Origin of the sequence: Cricetibacter osteomyelitidis (assembly GCF_004340985.1) — a bacterium.
Taxonomy (GTDB): domain Bacteria; phylum Pseudomonadota; class Gammaproteobacteria; order Enterobacterales; family Pasteurellaceae; genus Cricetibacter; species Cricetibacter osteomyelitidis.
The window spans coordinates 38,201-58,904 of the sequence record NZ_SLYB01000005.1 but is presented as its reverse complement, the minus strand read 5'-3'; the positions used below and the strand labels follow the sequence as shown (position 1 = coordinate 58,904).

20 protein-coding genes and 1 riboswitch are annotated in these 20,704 nt (G+C 42.2%); of the genes, 4 read left to right on the top strand and 16 right to left on the bottom strand.

All coding sequences use genetic code 11. The features are described 5' to 3' along the window. Nucleotides 1-98: 98 nt before the first annotated feature. From lexA to EDC44_RS03625, 3 genes are all read left to right on the top strand, one after another. Entirely contained in the window at nucleotides 99-734 is a 636-nt protein-coding gene (gene lexA, locus EDC44_RS03635) for a transcriptional repressor LexA (protein ID WP_131975496.1), read from the top strand. Nucleotides 735-858: 124 nt separating this feature from the next. Continuing rightward, nucleotides 859-2,109 carry a diaminopimelate decarboxylase gene (lysA, locus tag EDC44_RS03630; RefSeq protein WP_131975494.1) on the top strand — a complete coding sequence of 417 codons (1,251 nt, stop codon included), beginning with the start codon at nucleotides 859-861 and terminating at the stop codon, nucleotides 2,107-2,109. A gap of 58 nt (nucleotides 2,110-2,167) precedes the next feature. After that, the gene (locus EDC44_RS03625) at nucleotides 2,168-3,424 is read left to right on the top strand and encodes a hypothetical protein (RefSeq protein ID WP_131975492.1); all 1,257 of its coding nucleotides are present in this window, start codon (nucleotides 2,168-2,170) and stop codon (nucleotides 3,422-3,424) included. A gap of 58 nt (nucleotides 3,425-3,482) precedes the next feature. Here EDC44_RS03625 and EDC44_RS03620 read toward each other — a convergent pair whose 3' ends face one another. The 9 genes from EDC44_RS03620 to EDC44_RS03580 form a co-directional block, all read right to left on the bottom strand. Then, entirely contained in the window at nucleotides 3,483-4,706 is a 1,224-nt protein-coding gene (locus EDC44_RS03620) for an NRAMP family divalent metal transporter (protein ID WP_131975490.1), read from the bottom strand. A gap of 9 nt (nucleotides 4,707-4,715) precedes the next feature. Continuing rightward, nucleotides 4,716-5,660: an ABC transporter substrate-binding protein gene (locus EDC44_RS03615; protein WP_131975488.1), complete on the bottom strand. Its 945-nt coding sequence runs from the start codon at nucleotides 5,658-5,660 to the stop codon at nucleotides 4,716-4,718. An 18-nt stretch (nucleotides 5,661-5,678) separates the two neighbouring features. After that, nucleotides 5,679-6,632 carry an ABC transporter substrate-binding protein gene (locus tag EDC44_RS03610; protein ID WP_131975486.1) on the bottom strand — a complete coding sequence of 318 codons (954 nt, stop codon included), beginning with the start codon at nucleotides 6,630-6,632 and terminating at the stop codon, nucleotides 5,679-5,681. Between the two features lie 21 nt (nucleotides 6,633-6,653). Next, nucleotides 6,654-7,310 carry a thiaminase II gene (gene tenA, locus EDC44_RS03605; protein WP_131975484.1) on the bottom strand — a complete coding sequence of 219 codons (657 nt, stop codon included), beginning with the start codon at nucleotides 7,308-7,310 and terminating at the stop codon, nucleotides 6,654-6,656. Nucleotides 7,311-7,322: 12 nt separating this feature from the next. Beyond that, nucleotides 7,323-8,066, bottom strand: a complete 744-nt coding sequence (locus tag EDC44_RS03600; RefSeq protein WP_131975482.1) for an ABC transporter permease — start codon at nucleotides 8,064-8,066, stop codon at nucleotides 7,323-7,325. Between the two features lie 2 nt (nucleotides 8,067-8,068). Next, nucleotides 8,069-8,785: an ABC transporter ATP-binding protein gene (locus EDC44_RS03595; protein ID WP_131975480.1), complete on the bottom strand. Its 717-nt coding sequence runs from the start codon at nucleotides 8,783-8,785 to the stop codon at nucleotides 8,069-8,071. Between the two features lie 67 nt (nucleotides 8,786-8,852). Then, a riboswitch (TPP riboswitch) is annotated at nucleotides 8,853-8,960 on the bottom strand. A gap of 136 nt (nucleotides 8,961-9,096) precedes the next feature. Further along, nucleotides 9,097-9,729, bottom strand: a complete 633-nt coding sequence (locus EDC44_RS03590; RefSeq protein WP_131975478.1) for an FMN-binding negative transcriptional regulator — start codon at nucleotides 9,727-9,729, stop codon at nucleotides 9,097-9,099. A 1-nt stretch (nucleotide 9,730) separates the two neighbouring features. Further along, entirely contained in the window at nucleotides 9,731-10,249 is a 519-nt protein-coding gene (locus EDC44_RS03585) for a GNAT family N-acetyltransferase (protein WP_131975476.1), read from the bottom strand. Nucleotides 10,250-10,288: 39 nt separating this feature from the next. Next, nucleotides 10,289-11,692: a hypothetical protein gene (locus tag EDC44_RS03580; protein WP_131975474.1), complete on the bottom strand. Its 1,404-nt coding sequence runs from the start codon at nucleotides 11,690-11,692 to the stop codon at nucleotides 10,289-10,291. Between the two features lie 177 nt (nucleotides 11,693-11,869). Here EDC44_RS03580 and EDC44_RS03575 point away from each other — a divergent pair, with 177 nt between their 5' ends. Beyond that, nucleotides 11,870-12,307: a MarR family winged helix-turn-helix transcriptional regulator gene (locus EDC44_RS03575; protein WP_131975472.1), complete on the top strand. Its 438-nt coding sequence runs from the start codon at nucleotides 11,870-11,872 to the stop codon at nucleotides 12,305-12,307. 24 nt (nucleotides 12,308-12,331) lie between these two features. Here the strand turns inward: EDC44_RS03575 and EDC44_RS03570 are convergent, their stop codons facing one another. From EDC44_RS03570 to EDC44_RS03540, 7 genes are all read right to left on the bottom strand, one after another. Further along, nucleotides 12,332-12,784 carry a GNAT family N-acetyltransferase gene (locus tag EDC44_RS03570; protein ID WP_131975470.1) on the bottom strand — a complete coding sequence of 151 codons (453 nt, stop codon included), beginning with the start codon at nucleotides 12,782-12,784 and terminating at the stop codon, nucleotides 12,332-12,334. 347 nt (nucleotides 12,785-13,131) lie between these two features. Beyond that, nucleotides 13,132-13,554 (bottom strand): hypothetical protein, encoded by a 423-nt coding sequence (locus EDC44_RS03565; RefSeq protein ID WP_131975468.1) that lies wholly within the window; start codon nucleotides 13,552-13,554, stop codon nucleotides 13,132-13,134. A 94-nt stretch (nucleotides 13,555-13,648) separates the two neighbouring features. Next, complete coding sequence (locus tag EDC44_RS03560; RefSeq protein WP_131975466.1) at nucleotides 13,649-14,884, bottom strand: M20 family metallo-hydrolase; 1,236 nt, start codon at nucleotides 14,882-14,884, stop codon at nucleotides 13,649-13,651. 12 nt (nucleotides 14,885-14,896) lie between these two features. Beyond that, the gene (locus EDC44_RS03555; protein ID WP_243647895.1) at nucleotides 14,897-15,097 is read right to left on the bottom strand and encodes a hypothetical protein; all 201 of its coding nucleotides are present in this window, start codon (nucleotides 15,095-15,097) and stop codon (nucleotides 14,897-14,899) included. Nucleotides 15,098-15,106: 9 nt separating this feature from the next. After that, entirely contained in the window at nucleotides 15,107-16,711 is a 1,605-nt protein-coding gene (locus tag EDC44_RS03550; protein WP_131975462.1) for an L-lactate permease, read from the bottom strand. 11 nt (nucleotides 16,712-16,722) lie between these two features. Next, nucleotides 16,723-17,655, bottom strand: coding sequence for a carbamate kinase (gene arcC / locus EDC44_RS03545; protein ID WP_131975460.1), 933 nt, complete (start codon nucleotides 17,653-17,655; stop codon nucleotides 16,723-16,725). A 17-nt stretch (nucleotides 17,656-17,672) separates the two neighbouring features. Then, a complete protein-coding gene (locus EDC44_RS03540; protein WP_131975458.1) occupies nucleotides 17,673-20,684 on the bottom strand; it encodes a bifunctional FdrA/YlbE family protein in 3,012 nt (1,003 codons plus the stop codon). Nucleotides 20,685-20,704 lie beyond the last annotated feature (20 nt).

Below are 20,704 nucleotides of genomic sequence, written 5' to 3'. Positions count from 1 at the left end.
CAATCACAGCATAATTGTATAAAAAAACAGGATAAATAATTACACTAATCAATATTCGCACATATTTAAACGTAACGTAATCATAAAAAGGGGGCAAAATGAAGCCATTAAAAGCACTGACCGCACGCCAACAAGAAGTGTATGATTTTATTTATCGCTATTGGTCGGATAACGGAATGCCGCCGACACGCGCGGAAATTTCAAAAGAATTGGGATTCCGTTCGCCGAATGCGGCAGAAGAACACTTAAAAGCCCTTGCCCGCAAAGGAGTGATCGAAATGTTATCCGGCACATCCCGTGGTATTCGTTTGTTATTGGAACAAGATGAAAGCATAGAAGAAGAGGGCTTACCGCTAATCGGTCGAGTGGCTGCCGGCGAACCGATTTTAGCGGAACAGCATATCGAAGGTACCTATAAAGTGGATGCCAATATGTTCAAACCTGCCGCCGATTTCCTATTGAAAGTTCACGGCCAATCAATGAAAGACATCGGCATTTTGGACGGCGATTTACTTGCCGTACACAGCACCAAGGATGTGCGTAACGGTCAGGTTATCGTGGCTCGCATTGACGATGAAGTCACGGTAAAGCGTTTGGAACGTAAAGGTTCCGTGGTTTACTTACACGCCGAAAACGAAGAATTTGATCCTATCGTGGTTAATTTGGAAGAACAGCCGTATTTTGAAATTGAAGGCATCGCCGTAGGTATTATCCGCAATAACGCCTGGATGTAAAAATCTTCTAAAAACCACCGCACTTTCGTTAAAATTATCATAAGTGCGGTGGTTTTTTATCGACTTTCCGCACATAAAATGGCACTATGAACGCTTTCAAAAATAATAATACGGACACAACACCATGGATTTTTTTAACTACAAAAACAACCGCCTTTACGCAGAAGAAGTCGCCGTCAGCGATATTGCGACACAATACGGTACGCCTGCCTATATTTATTCCCGAGCCACATTAGAACGCCATTGGCACGCCTTTGATACGGCTTTCGGCGATCATCCCCACTTGATTTGCTATGCGGTAAAATCCAATCCGAATATCGCCATTTTAAATGTGATGGCAAAACTGGGATCAGGTTTTGATATTGTATCTCAAGGTGAGTTGGAACGTGTGCTCGCAGCCGGCGGTGAAGCCGGAAAAGTAGTGTTTTCCGGCGTCGCAAAATCTGAAAGCGAAATCCTTCGTGCTCTTGAAGTGGGAATCCGTTGTTTTAATGTGGAATCCATTGCAGAATTACACCGTATCAATGACGTTGCGGAAAAAATGGGTAAAATTGCCCCCATTTCGTTACGGGTCAATCCGGATGTAGATGCCCATACTCATCCTTATATTTCCACCGGATTGAAAGAAAATAAATTCGGTGTCAGTGTACATCAGGCTCGTGAAGTTTATCGTACCGCCACTCTGTTACCGCATATCAAAGTGACCGGAATGGATTGTCATATCGGTTCGCAACTCACCGACTTACAACCTTTCCTGGATGCGACGGATCGTATTATCGTGCTTATGGAACAACTCTCACAAGACGGTATTGAGCTTGAACATCTAGACCTTGGCGGCGGACTGGGCGTAACTTACACCGATGAAACACCGCCGCATCCGACAGATTACACTAAAGCCCTATTGGAAAAATTAAAACAATACAAAGGGTTAGAAATTATTTTAGAACCCGGACGGGCGATTTCCGCCAATTCGGGGATTTTGGTAACTAAAGTAGAATATTTGAAATCCAACGAAGATCGCCATTTCGCCATTGTCGATACGGGAATGAACGACATGATCCGCCCGGCTCTGTATCAAGCCTATATGAATATCGTCGAAGTTGACCGCACTTTAGACCGCAAACCGCAAGTTTATGATGTGGTCGGCCCAATCTGTGAAACCTCAGATTTCTTGGGTAAACAACGCACTCTTGCTATTGCACAAGGTGATTTAATCGCTCAACGCAGTGCCGGAGCCTACGGAGCAAGCATGGCTTCCACTTACAATTCACGCCCGCGTGCCGTTGAAGTATTAGTGTACGGCGAACAAACGCACTTAATTAAACGCCGTGAAACCTTTGAAGAATTGTGGCGATTGGAAGCAATCGCCTCATAAAACGGTATGACTATCAGATTTATTTAAACTTTAACAGCATATATTATGAGACAGTACGATGATAGAAATCAGAAGAACAAAATCCGCAGAACTACTTGCTCCTTTGCGTGCTGCCGTGGATTCGTTACAACCGGTAAAAGAATTATCCGCACTGATTGAAAACATTCTGTCTGATGTACCGACATCACAGTATGCCGGATGTTCAGCCAAAATAGGTTATTTACTGCGAGATAGTAAAGTCCCAATGTATTACCCTATTGCCGTGACCTGCTTAAAAAATGTTGTGCACAAATTTCAAGGACAAGAACGGTTACCCGTGGTAAGTAATTTGTCTTATCTCAGTTGGAAATTAAAACATTTCGATGATGCCCGATTATACGGCAATGAAGCAACTATATTGCGTGAAGAACAAGCCATGCGGAGAGGCTTTACCAAACGTTTGGTGGTTTTTTCATTATACGGCAGTGATCCGGCTTATTGCGAAACGCTTATCATTAATGCCCAATGTATGCAGGAAATTTATCCCGGTTGGACAATGCGGGTTTACCATGATCACACTGTACCTCATCATCTGATACCCCGTTTAACGGCTTTAGGTGTGGAATGTATTAATGTTGCGAACATTAATGCCGGCCACTTTCCGGGTACGTTTTGGCGTTTTTTAGCATTGGAAGATGATTGCGATGCGGTTATTTTTCGTGATGCGGATTCAATTATTAACCCGCGAGAACAACGCTTAGTCAATATTTGGCTGGAATCTGATAAACCGTTTCATGTTATGCGGGATTGGTATAGCCATAGTGATCTTATCTTAGCCGGTATGTGGGGCGTGCGACACGGTTTGCTTGCGGCTATTCGTATTTGGATGGAGAAATATGTGAGCCAAGGAAATTTGCATCCAACTCACGCAGATCAATATTTTCTGGCAGAATATGTTTGGCCGCGAATTAAGCCCTATATGCTTCATCATAGTAGCGTCCTTGATGTATTTGAGGCACAATGGCCGGAAGATTTACCTCGTCATTATATCGTCGAGGGGTTAAATCACTGCCTGGGATCTTGGCAATTAATCGAACGTAAACCCAATACGGACAAACCTTACAAAATCCGTATCTTGGACGAAAACAATCATGAACTTTGTGATTATTCGTTTCCGGCAGGTAAAACCTTCGAATTGCCTAAAAGTTACCATGAAGCCATTGAAAGCGGCCGTTGGCGGTTAGAAGTGACCGAACAACATTTGGTATCCGTATCCCTTCCCGGGGGCGGACAGTCTATGGCTACAGTAAATGTAAATCGTCATAAATCCGCTTAATTGAATTGATATTATTTTGTTACCACAGGGCGTTCAGGTTAAACCGGAACGCCCTATATCAAACAACGGCAAAATATAAAAACACCATCGCAATTAAATATAACAAACCGCAAATCGCCAACCACCACAGCCATTGCGGTTGTTCCCGACGTTTTACCAAACTGAGATTAAGCCAGGCAAATACCGGTGCGGAAACGAAAGAAGCAGTCATGGCAAAAGGGACCATCTTGCCGATTGCTCCGCTGAAAAATTGAATAATCACAAAGGCTACCAAGCACGCTGCGATAATCCAATAACGCAGTATTTTTTCTGAAAAAATCACCGCACTTTGCGGGCGATCCAGCAATAGTCCCACCGCTTGTTGATTACAACGGGAATAACCGTCTACCGCCACAATGGTTGTGCCGTAAATACAAATAAACGCCAATAAAGCCATCAGCCGGCGGCTCCATTCACCGATACTCAAGGCATACATATCCACAAATTGATGGATAAATTTACCGCCGCTTAACGGCGTGATTTCTTTGCCGTATTGCACCAGTGCCCCCAAGGTCATAAACATTAAAGCAAGAATAATGGTGACAATATAACCCGTATTAAAATCTAATTTGGATTTATGACGGTAATTCGGATCTTGTTTGATTTTTTCTGTCACCCATAATGAACTGGACACACTCAGCTCCATCGGTGCGGGCATCCAGCCCATTAAGGCGATCAGAAAAGGAATGGCACTTAACGTCCAAGGCGATGGTTCGATAAATGTAACCGTGACCGGTTTACTTGGCTGTTGCAACGCTACAAGCAAGGCAACTGCGGTAATGACTGTCAACAGTAACATAATGGTTTTTGATACTCGATCCAGATTTTGATATTGATGATAAAACAACAATGCCATAAAACTTAGTATCACAATAATGTTCAACACATTTAGCGGCAATTCTACGGGTAACAACATCGCCAATAACACTGCTGAAAGCAGTGTGCCGCCTGCAATATTAACCACCGTAGCAAACAGGTTAAATGCCAGAAAAACCCACAAATAGCCCTTGCCTTTTTCCGCATAACCCTGCAATAAATTTTTATTATGCTGATGACTGTAACTGAATGCAAAATTGAAAAACGGGTATTTCAGTAAATTCACCGCAATAATAAACAGTGCCAGCTGATAGCCGTAATAGGCGCCGGCTTGAGTAGACGCGATAATATGCGAACCGCCCACGCAAGATGATGCCATAATAATACCCGGTCCGAATTGACCGAATCCTTTGAATAACTTGCTCATTTGTCCAACCTATTTCAACTCAACGGCATAATCATCAATAGCCGGAATTTGTTTAATCAATTTATGCTCAAACATAAACTCTGCCATTTTTTGATATTTGCTTCTATCTAAAGCACGTATCTGCGTCGCCAGATAAGGCAACGTATCACGCCATGCCCGGCGGTTTAATTCGTTATTCAGATCATTCGGTTTATAATTGGCAAAATCCTGCCATGCGGCTTCCGGATTAGCACGAATATACTCGGAGGCTTTTTCAAGTGCGGTTAAAAATCGAGAAAATTTTTCTGCTTTTACGCTTTCCTTGTTAATTACCAAAATTAATTCGTCATAATCCGGTACCGCATAATCTTCCGGAAAAAATGCTTTACCTTGTTGATTTTCCAATGCTAATTGATTGAGTTCGAAATTACGAAGTGCCCCAATCACGGCATCCACTTGTTTACTGATTAACGCAGATGAAAGCGACCAATTTACATTGACTAATTCAACATCTTTTACGGATAAACCCGATGATTTCAGCATCGTATCTAATAATGCGGTGTCAACTCCATTCACTGAATAACCGATTTTTTTCCCTTTAAGATCAGATAATTGTTTAATACCGCCGGATTCCAATACCACTAAACTATTCAATGTCGATGGTACTAACGTACCAATTCGCATCAGTGGTAATCCTTCATCCACTTGCATTTGTAATTGCGGTTGGTAATCCACCGCAATGTCCGCTTTACCCACAGCCACTAATTTCGGCGGCATGGACGGATCGGCCGGTTCCACAATTTCAACGGCTAAATTTTGCTCGGCAAAATAGCCTTTTTGTTGTGCTACTACGATTACCGCATGATCCGGATTAACGAACCAATCCAGCAATAACGAAATTTTTTCTTTTTCTGCTAAAGCGGAACTGCTGAAGACCAAACCACAGGTTAATGCTATGAGTTTCAATGTTTTCATATGAGTTTCTTTGTTTAGTTATTCTGATTTCAGCTCAACGGCATAATCATCAATGAGCGGAATTTGTTTGATCAATTTATTTTCCGACATAAATTCTGCCATTTGTTGATATTTAGCACGATCCAACGCCCGTACCTGAGTCGTTAAAGCCGGTACTGTATCACGCCACGCCAAGCGGTTCAGTTCATTATCCAAATCCTTCGGCTTATAACTCATAAAATCCAGCCAAGCCGCCTCCGGATTGGTTTTGATATAGTTGGCGGCATTCTCAAGTGCGGTTAAAAATTTGGAAAATTTTCGTTCATTAACACGGTTTTTATTCACCACCAAAATCAGTTCTTCATACGCCGGTACGCCGTGTTCTTCCGGAAAAAAAGCTTTGCCTTTATGATGTTCCAAATTCAATTGATTCAGCTCGAAACAGCGATATGCACCAATCACCGCATCCACTTTTTTGGTAATTAATGCCGGAGAAAGCGACCAATTCACATTCACCATTTCCACTTCATCAGTAGAAACACCGCTCGATTTCAACATTGTACCTAACAGGGCAGATTCAAAGCCGCTGACCGAATAACCGATTTTTTTACCTTTTAAATCAGAAAGTTGTTGAATATGACTATCTTCAAGCACCACTAAACTATTAAGCGGCGTAGAAACCAGCGTAGCGATACGCACCAAAGGCAAACCTTCGTCTATTTGCATATATAAATTAGGTTGATAATCCATCGAAATATCCGCCTGTCCTGCGGCAACCAACTTAGGCGGAGCGGACGGATCTGCAGGTTCCACCATTTCCACCTCTAAGCCTTGTTCCGCAAAAAAGCCTTTTTGCTGTGCCACCACCATTGTGGCGTGTACCGGATTTACAAACCAATCCAGCAATAAGGTGATTTTTTCTTTTTCCGCTAAAGCAGAACTGCTAAAAAATACGCTGTATAAAAGAGCGGTTGCTATTTTGATTTTTTTCATTTTGTCTCCTTTGAGTTATATTTATAAAAAACAATCCAAGCCCATTTGCCAAAACCCCACTTCCATTCGTGTTGTTGTGGTGAAAATCTGTTGCACTTTGGCGAGTTGTTTTTCAGTGAGATCACGGCAAAGTTCATCTAAAATGCTGTCCATTTCTACCGCACTTTGTTGAAATTCTGCGGAAGCATACATATCAATCCAGCTTTGATAAGGATTATTCGGCGGGCTTAATCGATTATCCGCAATCCAACGGCCGATTTCCGCATAGCCCAAAGCACAAGGTGCAACCGCCGCATAGAGTTCTGCCAAGCTGCCGTTCATCCCGCAATCTAAAACATAACGCGTGTAAGCAATACAGGCAGCGGACTCTTGCGTGGCAAATAACGTTTTTTCATCAATGCCCCAACTGCGGCAATAATCAATATGCAACTGAATTTCCGACAGCACCGCATTTAACATTTTTTGTGCGGTTTCCATTTGAGCAAAGTTTTCCGCTTTAAATATCGCCAGTGCAAATATTCGGCTGTATTGAAATAAGTACAAATAATCTTGCTTTAAATAATGCTGGAAACCGGCTTTCGGTAAACTGCCGTCCGCCAATTTTTGAACAAATTCGTGTTGTACATAGGCTTTCCAATGGGAACCGGATCCCGCTATCAGTTGTTGAGTGAACGACATACATTCTCCTTTTTAATGTAAATGCTGTACCCAAGGCAATGCCTTGCGTAATGCGTAATCCGTAAAGAAATAAAGTAATAAGGCGATACACAGCAAAATAAACAAGGCAGCAAACATAGTGTCCACCTGCATGCGGGCATTGGCTTGTAGCATTAAATAACCCAGACCTTGTGATGAACCGACCCATTCACCCACAATCGCACCGATAGGAGCAATGGATACCGCAATCCGTAAACCCGAAGCCAGTGAGGGCAAGGCTGCAGGCAATTTCACTTTAAACAACATTGCCAGCGGTGAAATGTGCATGGTCTGAGCCAGTTGCAGCCATTGCTTCGGCGTGTTGCGTAAACCGTCATAACAGGCAGCGGTTACGGGGAAATAAATAATTAAAATCGTCATCACAATTTTAGATGCTAAACCGTAGCCAAACCACAGCACCAATAACGGGGCGATGGCAAAAACGGGAATAGCTTGTGAAATCACTAATAATGGCAATAAAAATGATGAGATTTTTGGCGATAATGCCAGTAAAAAAGCAGAAATCAACCCGAATGCAAAACCTAATAACAGGCCGAGAAAGATCTCCAATAAGGTAATTTGACTATGCTGCCACAATAATTCGTGTTGCTGAATTAAACGTTCAAACACCGCTTGCGGACCGGGCAATAAAAAATGGGGTAATTGCAACAGCCAAATACTGCCTTGCCACAATGCCAGCAAACACAGGCTTAACAATAGGATTTTTAACAGCTTCATTCTTAATCCTCTAATAATTGCTGCACCAGTTGATTTTGCAGTTGCCACAACTGATGCTGTTCCAATTGATGGGGGCAGGTTTCCGGTAAATGTGCTACTTCCCGCACCGTAACAGGTTGATTTTCCAAAATATACAAACGATTGCCCAAGCGAATAGCTTCTTGCGGATCGTGCGTCACCAACATTACGGTTTTGCCCTGCAATAATTCGCAGGACAGATTTTGCAACTGCAAGCGGGTGACCGCATCAAGTGCGGAAAAAGGTTCGTCCATTAAAATAATATCCGCTTGTTGCATTAGGGTTCGAGCCAATGCCACTCGCTGCCGCTGCCCGCCGGAAAGCTGATAACAGGCTTTATGCAGATGTTCGCCTAGGCCTACGCGTTGCAATAGACTGATAGCCTGTGCTTTGCTGGCGGTAGTTTTGGTATTGGTTAAATGCTGTTCCAACTGCACGTTATCCACAATAGAAAGCCACGGATAAAGGCTGTCCTGCTGTGCCAGCCAAGCAATTTTGTGCTCGGCTTGGATGTGAATATTACCGTGGGAAACGGCCTGCTGTTCTAAGCCGGCAATAGTACGCAAAAGGGTAGATTTACCCACGCCGGAACGCCCGAGCAACACTGTCCATTCCCCTTGTTTCAGATGAAAATTCAAATGGGAAAACAATGGTTGCTCATCAAAAACCAACGTAAGCTGATGAATATCAACAATGTTCATTTGATTAACCTAAAAGTGCGGTGTTTTTTAGAGAAGTTTTTAAGAAATAAATAAAAGAAAGGTGTTTTATGTGCATAATCTAGTTTCCTACGTCAGTGCTAACTGTTTCAGGTTCACGGGTATTATCTCAGCTGCTTTTCTATTTTTTCTAAAAACAGCACCCCGACTAATGGATAGGATTGTAGCGGAAAATTAATAAATGGGAAAGCGGATTTTGTGATTAATTTTTATTAACGAAAAAATAAATTAACCAAGTAACCTAATAATCAACAAAGTATTTTCTTTAAATGAAACCATATTTTCTTTTGGCATTAACCAAATTCCCGAATCAACTCCGCCATTTTCACCGCTTCCGATGTGCCTTCTGTTTGCAGTCCATTGACAACGCCCTGTCGATTTTGTGGCGGTTGGTTTTGGCTAAGTTTGAATTTGCCTTCAATATGATCGATCCGAATTTCAAAGCAGATTATGCCGCGGCATTCATTGTTGATATAGTCTGCCGATGCATCAGAAAGCTGCCACGGGCGGGGTTGATAGTGTTCGCTCTGTGCCGTGAGCGTTGCCAGCATAGCTTTCATTTCTTCTAGATTTTCCACCAATTTCAACCGCCCTTTACAATGCACTGCTTGATAGTTCCAAGTTGGTACGTCTTTGTGATCGATTTGCTTGGTGGGGTAATAACTGGCGGAAATATAATGATCCGCACCCTGGAAAATCACCAGCCAATCCTGCTCCGGCAAGGCTTTTTTCCAAATACGGTTGGCACGGGCAAAATGCCCTTGCAGACATCCCCAGAGTGAACCGTTATCCACCCACACCAACGGAATATGCGTCGCTTCCAAGCCGTTTTCCGTGCTTGCGATCACCGTTGCAAAGGGATTTTCCCGCATAAATTGACTTAATAAAGTGTGGTCGGTTTGTTGAAAAATTTTGGGGGTATACATTTTATTTCTCCAACTTTAATTTCATCATAATATCAGTCTGTTCATCATTTCCTAGTTTAAAAATATGTTTATCAAATGGTACAAAACCATTTTTTTCATAAAAGCGTAAGGCGTTATGATTATTCTCCCACACACCGAGCCAAAGATAATCTGCGTTTTTCCGATTAGCGGTTTGTACGGCAAATTCATATAACTGTTGTCCAATACCTTTGCCGTGATAATTATGTAGCACATAAATTCGTTCAATTTCTACCGCACTTTCATCTTGCAATTCCGTTTGTGCCGTCGCAAAGTTTAATTTCAAATAACCTACAGGCTGATCCCCAATTTCAGCAAAATAAAAAGCCATATTTGGATCGCTCAATTCTTGCATTAATTGTGCGGTGGCATAAGTTTTATCCAAATACTGCTGCATATTCGATTCAGTATTGGCATCTTTAAAGGTATCAAAAAATGTCTGGCGACTGATTTGTTGTAATGCGGGTAAATCAGTCAAAGTCAGTTGACGAATATTCATCATTTTATCTCATTATGATTAGTAACCGTGTTTATTGTATGCTTAATGTCCGAATTTTTCGATTTCTTTATGGCTACCGAATACGAAAAAATAGATCATTGCAGCCACTACAAAAACAAAACCTATGGACACAATCCAATATCCGGGACCGAATGCAGTAGGATTAATCGTCATATACACGAGTGAACCTAGAGTACACAAAATCACACCAATGCGTAAGATCCATTGAATACGTTGATTTTGTTTATCTTTTAACAGATGTTGCACCCATAGCATAACACTCATAATTGCCGGGAATAAGATTAAACTGACATCAAGGTGCAACATACGGAACGCAAAACCATAGTCTGCTAATGACACATCTTTGGCAGAGTTATATAACTCTGCGTGATATTCCTGCAAAAATCCCATGCCTGCCACGGTAATAATAATACTGCTCCAAGTCAGTAAAACGCCATATAGAGTATATTTTGCAGTGCGGTTTAATGGATTACCGTTTTTTTGTTTACCAAATAAAATGGCAGCAATCAACAACAAACCGCCGAATAGGAATAATGTACCGATGATAAAATCCACTAAATCAATACCTGCAACGCTTTGTCCACGTGGTGCAAAAAAGCCTTTTTCGGTAAAAATGTGGGGAATCTGCCAATTCACACCGCAAAATCCAGAAACCAGCAACACAAGTGTCATTAGAGCCAATCCGATAGTTGCCATCCATTCACCAGTTATTTTAATCACAGCGGTTTTAACGGATAAATAACGACCATATTTCCAACTAACAATGGATAAAATAAAACCTATAATAGCTACAACAATCATATCCGAGTGAGAGCGGAGCAAATTATCATTCCATTCCGATAGGCTATAGCCAATTTTATTCGCATACCAGCTGAATATACCCAACACATCACCAAAATCCAAAATAATCCCCATTAGATCACCGATTAACGCCGCCATCATTGCAGAACCCGATGAAGCAAGCACTAAATAATAAGTAGGTGATTGTCTAAGCTGAGTATTCTTGCTGTAACAAAACCCAATAAATAGCATAATCAGAATTGCATCCAATACAAAGAAAGACAGGGTTTGATACCAAAGTAGTAATTTAGTTTCTTCCATCGAACGATTAATCGCTCCGCCAGTAATGCCGAAAAAAATTGTCATGACCGTACAATAGAAAATAAATTTCTTGAATTTGTTTTCTATATCAAAAACCTGACTGATCATCAAACATGTAATACCCGCTAAACTTACAGTTAATCCGTGAAAATACATGACTCTTGAATAATCTACAGGAGTAAATCTATCTACAAAAATGGAAAATGGATTGGAAATAAAGATACTGCATAATGCGTAAATAACCAACGCCATTAAAAGCCACTTAATTATTTGAATCCAGCTGTATTTTCCTAAGCTAAGTTCACTATTATTGATTGTTTTCATAAATATTTCTCCTGAGAGTAAAACAAATTCGCACATAATATATAATCCTATATAGGACTATATTTTAGTCCTATATAGGATTAAGTCAATAGTAAAATGCCTTAAAAATATAAATTGCTTTTTCTAAGATTAATCCTATGTCATACTAGACAAAAATAATACGATATAGGAATAATTATGAACCATTTCGATAAATTATCAGAGTTGTCCGCCCAGTTATCACAGCTCTACGCTCAATGGGCAAAGCAGTATAATTTGACATTAAATGAGCTAAGATTTTTATATTACATCGGACGAAACGGACAATGTTCCGCAACGGAAATTGGCGATAAATGGAGTTTGCCAAAACAAACGGTTACTTCGGTGTGTAAGCAATTAAATAGGAAAGAATTTTTATTGTTTGTCACAGATGAAAAAGATAAACGTAGCAAATTCATTCGATTGAGTGTACAAGGTGAACAGTTTACTCAACCACTTATTGATACGTTAACTAAAGCGGAGTTGCAGGTTAGTAAAAAATTTGGCGATAAAAAATTAGAGAAGTTACTGAAAGAATTCGATCATTTACAACAAATATTCACACAACAATTATATGGGAGTAATGCTGACCGATGATATATTTATTAGTCAACATTACTTTTATTGCGGTTTTCTGCGATACATCATATCAATATGCGGTATGCCGTCTTCCAAATATGGTTCGGATGCAGGTAGGAAACCCAGCTCGGTATAAAATTTTTGCAAATAAGTTTGAGCCTGCAGCTGAATACAATCCTGTTGCCATTGCTGTTCGATAACGGCAATGGCTTCTTGCATTATGCGTTCTGCCAGACCTTGTCTGCGGTATTTTTCCGCAACGATCACTCGCCCGATTGCGGCATTTTTATAACTTACGCCCGCAGGCAATAAGCGTACATAAGCGGCAATGTTGTCATCGTGCTGCAACCATAGGTGCGTGGCGGACAAATCTTTATTATCAATATCCTGATAAACGCAGTTTTGTTCCACTACAAACACCGCGCTTCGCAGTTGCAGGATTTTATACAACTCAAGTGCGGTCAGATTTTGGAAAGTTTTTTGTTGTAATTTCATTTAGTTACACTTAAAACTTGCTGCTTTGTTGAGCAAAGTATTATAAATTTTTGCCTCTTTCAATGATGTACATTGCTAAGCAAAATCCGCATCCAGTGCGTTTGTGGTTTGGCTTAATGCGAAGCCAATAATTAAATTAAGTAGTGATTTGTTCATTAACTATACTCTTTGCTGCAAGGGTCAATCCTGTCCCTAATCCCACCGCTAATTTAACACGGGTTCCATTGAGCGAATTAATGTGTCGAGATCGTTAATTGGTTTGGACATTGTGGTTTCCTTTTATTATATTTTATCGTTATGATAGATCTATCTTTACCTTAAAAGAGCGGTATGTTTTTTAGATTTTTTTACGGAACGTTTAATCCAAAATTCGCCGGATTAAACTTGTTCGGCATATCGGGATGTTCTTTTTGATATTCTATGGCTTGTCGGATACTATCATTCAGCCAATCATCAAAAGGAATCAACTGAGCATAACCTTCCCGGTAAACCTGCTTACCATCCGATGTAATGCTGAATTTTAGCTCGCCGTCCGGCGATTTTTCTTTACCATCGGTGTAAGTGCGGACTAAATAATAGGGATTATTTTCTGTCGGTGTGGCAACAATTTCAAAATACAGTTGATTTTTCGTGTTACGGTAATCATTGGCATAATTGATTCGGGTCACGGCAAACAACAGCTTTTCCCGTTGATAGAAAAAGCTCAATATCCGTTGTTCATCTGCACTGTAAATAAAAGGATAAGGATACATTTTACCTTGCAATTCCACATCTTTATCCGATAAAGAGAATGTAGAAAATCCGGCAAGTTTCCCATGCCGGATTTTAGTATAAAAGTGCGGTCATTTTCCCACAAGTTTTTAATTACTCGTTTAACATTTTTTCCGCTAATTCTACGGCTAATTGTGCCGCTTTGCCGAAATAATGATACGGTGTATATTCCACCGGCGTATGGCTGCGACCGTCTTTACTTGGCACGAAGATCATCACGGTCGGAATTTTTTGTCCGATTTCCAATGAATCGTGACCCGCTCCGCTCGGTAAGCGTTTATAGCTGAATTGATGTGCTTTGCAAGAGCCTTCTAAAATATCCAGCATTTTGTCGGATAATGCCACGGGTTGAATAATCAATTTGGTGGCTTTTTCAAAACTGCCGTGATTTTGTTTTACTTCATAATCTAATGCCGCTTCAATTTTTTGGGCTATGTCATCAATGTGCACCACATTCATAGAACGAATATCCACACTGAATTCCACTTTTTCTGCCACAATATTGATACCGCCCGGCAAAACTTTCATATAACCCACGGTAGCAACCGTGCCGTCTTGTTTTTCTCGCGCCCAATCGGCAATTTTGGCAATCACTTTACTTGCCGCGTCCACTGCATCGATACGCATATCCATCGGCGTTGTGCCAGAGTGATCGGCCCGTCCGTGTACGGTGAAGATATAGCGTTGAATGCCCACAATGCCTGTCACCAAGCCAATATCAATACCAAAAGTATCCAATACCGGACCTTGTTCAATATGAGTTTCGATAAAGCAATTGATCGCCCCTTGAGGCCAAGTGGCGTTCGCTACTTTTTCCGGATCCAAACCGTAAGATAGCATTGCCTCATAAATAGAAATGCCGTTTGCATCTTTGAATTGTTTGCAATAAGCGGGATCCCGTAAGCCGAGCATTGCCCCGGAGCCGAAATAACCCGTACCGAAACGCATACCTTCTTCATCATTAAAGCCGGCGACCACAAAATTACGTTTGAATTTTTTGCCGGATTGTTTTAATAAACGGGCAGTTTCCAATGCCACGATCACACCAGCAATGCCGTCATAATCACCGCCGTGTACGACAGAATCATAGTGCGAACCGGACATCACACAGGGTAAATGCGGTTCGCTGCCTTCCAATGTGCCGAAAATATTGCCCGCTTCGTCTTCTTTCACTTGAAGACCGGCTTCCAACATAATTTCTTTTAAATAAGCGACCGCACTTTTTGCTTCGGCAGAAAACGGCAGACGGGTACAACCTTCGCCCGGAGTAGCAGTGAAACGTTTGAGATATTCCAAGTTCGCTTCAATGCGTTGAGTCATTTTATCCATTGATCAAAACCTCTATTTTTTATTGCGTTTGAGAATGTAAGTATCCACCGGCGGATACATAATTGCGACAACCATAATAATAAAACCGCAATAACTTAACATTTTATTGCCTGACGACAAACTGAGCATGATGATAATAAACGCAATCATGATCAGAATAAAAATCAGCGTCAATTTGCCGGCTTTGGTGTGAAAAAATGATGTATTTTCCATAATCATTCCTTAAAGTGAAGCCAAATAAGCAACTACGCCAATCAATAGGGTTGGCAGCAGAGTAATCCAAATAATGGTTTTCAGCACATCGCCTTCTTTGCCCAAAATATTCGCAGTTGTTGTGCCTAAAATAATTTTACTCGGACTAATGGCACTACCAATCGCCCCACCGGCTGTTTGTGCGCCGAGAATTGCAGCGAAATTCGCACCGAGTAATTTCGATGTGGTCATTTGAAAATCACCGAATAAAATATTCGAGCTCATATTACTACCGGTCATAAATGTACCCAACATACCGATAAATGGCGAGAGTACGATATAACTTTTACCTAATACTGCTGCCATACCATTTGCCAAGACCACCGTTTGCCCCGTACCGCCCATAATTTTAGACATAATCACCAAGCCCACTACGGCAATACCCGAAGGCATTGTCATGGCAATGGATTTGGCAAAAATGCTTTTGCTTTCGCCTTGTTTGATCCAACCTTTCGCTTTGTAGTAAATCAATCCGATAATGGATGAAATAAACAAAAACATACTGGCGTGGGTGAAAATCGCTATCGGCGAATAAGACTCATAGGCATGATTAACATGACCATAGCCCGTTGAAGTTTCGGGGAAAGCAAAACCGATAGAGAATTGCGATAAAAACTGATTCACAGGACTAATAATTAACACAAATAATGTCAATACGGATAACACGATATAAGGTACAAAGGCTTGTAACAGGCTCATATCCGGAAGTGCGGTAGGATTTTCAGTAGTTTTACTGCGATCCATAATCGGGCTGTCTTCAATTCGCCACTCTGCTTTGTACATACTCATTTTGCCGATAAAAATAATCGCAAGAATGGACAAGCAGGCCGGAATAAAGGCGGAAATCGTGGTATTCACCTGCGATAACACTAACTCGCCACCACCTTGGATCGTGGCAATAATTAACGTTGCGATAAACCCTTTTTTCACTGCTTTCCATTTACCATAGAACCAAGACATTGCCACGCCGGTAACTATAATCCAGAGCCATAAGAAAATGGCTGCCCAAAGTGCGGTCAGAAAATAATCTTTTCCACCTGTTTCAATACCGGCTGAAACCGCCAACGCATCCCAAGCCGCGGCAAGCGTGCCGAAAGTATTTCCCCAGGCTTGACCGAGCAACGGCAAAATCACCGCCCATAGCGGTCGCACCCCGATACCGATTAATAATGGCGCACCTACGGCAACCGGCACACCGAAACCGGTGATACCCTGTAAGAAACTTTCGAAGATCCAGCCCATGGTCATCACAAGTAATAATTCATTGGGAAAGAATTTGCTCATGCGTTCGCGAATCACCAAAAAGGCTTTTGCCGCTTCGCTCACTTGATACATTAACACCGCCGTCCACACGATCAATAAGATTACGAGTGCATTCCAAATACCTTTGGCGGATTCGGCGGCGATCAGGCTTACATCGGCTTTATATAAAAATATCCCGGTAAAAATGGTGATTAATAAGCCGACGGGAGCGGCTTCCGTCGCCCCCCATTGAAATTTCACCATCAGGATAACGAGTGTCAAAATGGGCAATAATGCCATTATCCACATGAAAAAATTAACTGGTATATCCATTTTATGGAATCCTAAGAATAAATCACGGTACCGGTTTTACCCGCAATACCTTCGGCGGCTTTATCCAATAAGGTGATTAATGCCTTACGGTTCGGTGCCGATTCAACAAATTTTAATGCTGCTTCCACTTTCGGCAGCATCGACCCTTTAGCAAATTGCCCTTCAGCGATATATTGCCTTGCTTCTTGCGTACTCAGTTGAGAAAGCCATTGTTGATTCGGTTTGCCGTAATTAATGGCGACTTTTTCCACCGCAGTGAGAATCACCAAATAATCTGCCACCAATTTTTCTGCCAATACACAGCTTGCACTGTCTTTGTCAATCACTGCATTAATCCCTACCAAGCGACCTTGTTTGTCGCTCACCACCGGAATGCCGCCGCCCCCGCAAGTAATCACGATATGACCGGCATTCAATAAGGTTTTAATGGTTTCCAATTCACGAATCCGCATCGGTTTCGGCGAAGGCACTACAATACGATAACCGCGTCCGGCATCTTCCATACAGACAATGCCTTTGGCCTGCAACAGCTTCGCTTCTTCTTCCGTCATAAATTTGCCGATAGGCTTATCCGGATTCCGGAATGCCTGATCTTTAGGATCTACTTCGATTTGTGACAGAATGGTGCTGACTTTTTGGTCGATACTGCGGCTGAGCAATTCATATTTAATGGCATTTTGTAAATCAATGCCGATATAACCCTGACTCATTGCCACACTGGTCGGCAATGGTACTACATCACCGGTAGTTTTTGCATAGTCGTCCATGGCTTTTTGGATCATGCCTACTTGCGGGCCGTTACCGTGTGTAATCACGATATTTTTACCTTGTAATAAAATATCCACAATCACTTTGGCGGTTTTTGCAACCGCCTCGTGTTGTTCCGTTAAATTATTACCAAGGGCATTGCCGCCAAGTGCAATTACAATGGTTTCTTTTGTCATAATTACTCCCATTGCCGTTATTCGTTAAAGCCAAGTTTTTTTGCATAGGCCAAAATGGCTTTTTCAAAACAACTTATCGGTGGACGTACAGTCCCCGCACCAATTTGACCGAAACCGGCAACTTTATGGGCAATCCCTGTATTGATCACCGGTGTAATGCCTTTTTCGACCACCAAACGGGCATCAATACCTAAACAGGCACCTTGGAAATTCCAGTTCGGAATAATATAGTTCGGGTTGCGATCAATGCAGATTTCCTGCATATCGTTACTGGTACGCAAGGCATCTTCATAACCGCCGGCACCCACGAAACGGGTTACTGCCGGTGCGGCAATCATCGCCATACCGCCGACACCCACAGTTTCCGTAATGGCCGAGTCACCGATATCCGGGCAGGCATCTTCGCCATCATAACCGGTAAAATACAGACCTTGCGGTGTATTTACCGGCCCGACAAACCATTCATCGCCCATACCGGCAATGCGGATACCGAAGTGTACGCCGTTACGACACATTGCGGTCACAATCGTCCCTTCCTGCAGCGTGCGGGCACCGTCCATAATGGCTTTACCTGTTGCCATCATAATGTTTAAGAAGAACTGATCCGTATCCGCTAAGAATTTAATCACATCGTATTTATCCTGATCGTTCAAATCCATTGCGGTAATACGCGGTGCGACTTCTTTAAAGAAGGCTAAGGAAGCGGCTATATTGCGTTGATGAAATTCATCACCCATGGCGATAGCTTTCGCTACAAGCGGATTGATCGCTAAGCCGTTTTCCATGGAACGAACGGCTTTACCTAATGTCGGTCCAAGGACATCACGCATCCAACGTAAACGATTGATTACTTCTTCCGAATAGGCACCGAAACGTAATACTTTGCCGATACCTTCATTCATAGTACAGTAAGCAAAATTGCCATCGGTTTCGTTTTCTACAACCCACACCGGCATATTGGCAGTGGTAATGCCGCCCATTGGGCCTACCGCACCGACGTGGTGACATGGGATCAGTTTAATCTCGCCTGATTCTAACAACTGACGAGCCGATGCTTCATCCGTTGCCCATTCTTCAAATAATACGCCACCTACGCAAGAACCTTGCACGGTATGCGGCATATCTTTATATTCAATCGGCGGACCTGCGTGCAAGATCACTTTGCCTTCATTTAATGCCGGAATAACCATTTTCGCTCTTACGTTATCACGAATTATCGGAGCGGCTGCCACCACTTTGGCAATTACTTTACGGTTGCTGGCATCAATGTCTAAACTTTCATAATTTCTTAAGAAATTCAAGGTTTTGATAAGTTGGATATTGCCTCCTGCCGGCGGTGTCCAATTATATTGCACCGCTTCACAACCAAATTTTCTCGCCACATCGGCAAAACTGCTTAAACCGATATTAATAATTGCCGGTTTTTCCGATAATAAGCGTAATAAGCTTTCTGATGGTGCATTAATGGCTACATCACTCACCACTTTGGCTTTTATCGGTTTGACTGCTTCTTCAAAATCCAAACCGATGGCCTGCATTGCCGTTCTCACGGCAATTTTATTGGTTTCACAAACGATCACACCCGCCTCTTTTAATTTTTGTACGGCGGCATCATAACCTTGATAATCGTTGCGTGTTCCACATACAGTGGCAACGAAAAAGACTTTTCGATCAGCTTGCTGTGCTTTTTGTTTCAATGCGTTAATGGTTGGAATTAACGCTCCCGCCATATCTTCGTGAGAACCGTAGCCTAACACCACATCAAATAAAATCACGCCGGTAGAAGGATCATCAACGGCCTCCCGCATACATTCGATACGTTTTGCCGGATCGATCATCGGATGCGGTTTGCCTTGCGTGTAAACATCATCACCCAAGTCAATTACAATATGACCGTCTTGTTTAAACATAAAGCCGTCGGCTTTCGCACCGGATGCGGTAATATGCAAGCCGTCTTTCAACAACATTGCCGCTTCGCCTGCCAGTGTACCGCCGGAATAATAGGCTTTTAGGGTTTTATTCGCTGATTGCGGATAAAAATCGGCATTATTCACTGCAAAGTGCGGTTGATTTTCCGGTTGTTTTCCACGAACAAGAGAAACAGCCAAACGTGCCGCTTCGTCCAAGGTGTAAGCGTGGTAGAAGTTTTCTTCGTGATATTCCGGTTTCTCACCCAGAAATAAAGTGATCACAGGTTTGCTGAAACGGCTTAAACGGGCAGAAATTTTCTCACGTACGGCTTTTGCCGGCGGTTTGGAAATTACGATCAACACTTTCACGTTATCGTTTTGTTCCATTGCTTCAATGGTATCCAACATAGTGATACCGCCGATATCTTCGTATAAATCCCGTCCTCCGGTACCGATAGCATTTTCCACGCCTTCGCCGAGACGGTCGATAATGGTGGTCAGCTCTTGAATACCCGTACCTGAAGCACCGATAATGCCGATACTGCCCGGTGTTACGCTGTTGGTAAACGCCAAGGGAACACCTTTGATAATGCCCGTACCGCAATCCGGTCCCATAACCAATAAGCCTTTACTATGCGCTTTTTGTTTGAGACGTTTTTCATCTTCCACAGTAACATTATCGCTGAACATAAACACATGCAGCCCTTCATCTAATGCGCGATCCGCCTCTAATGCGGCATAGGCTCCCGGAATGGAAATCAATGCGAGATTGGCTTGCGGTAATTTATCCAGGGCTTTATTCCAGGATTTAACGCTTTCGTCACCGGATTTTATGCTGCTTGCTTTGGCTTTTTGCAATAAAAACGCTTCGGTTTTTTGCATAATCACATCCAACACACTGTCTTGCTCGACATCCGCCACCACAACCATATCATTGGCACCGGCTTCCATTAACTCCGGCGTATCTAAACCGCTCTGTTTGAAAATATCTTTATTGGCCGGTGTTGCCATCATAATGGAAACTTTATTCACGCCTTCAATAGTGGAAATAGCATTGGTAAGCAGCATTAACACCACGGAATCGTGATAGCTTCCTTTTTTTACGACTGTTTTTAACATATAGTCCTCTAGTTTTTAAT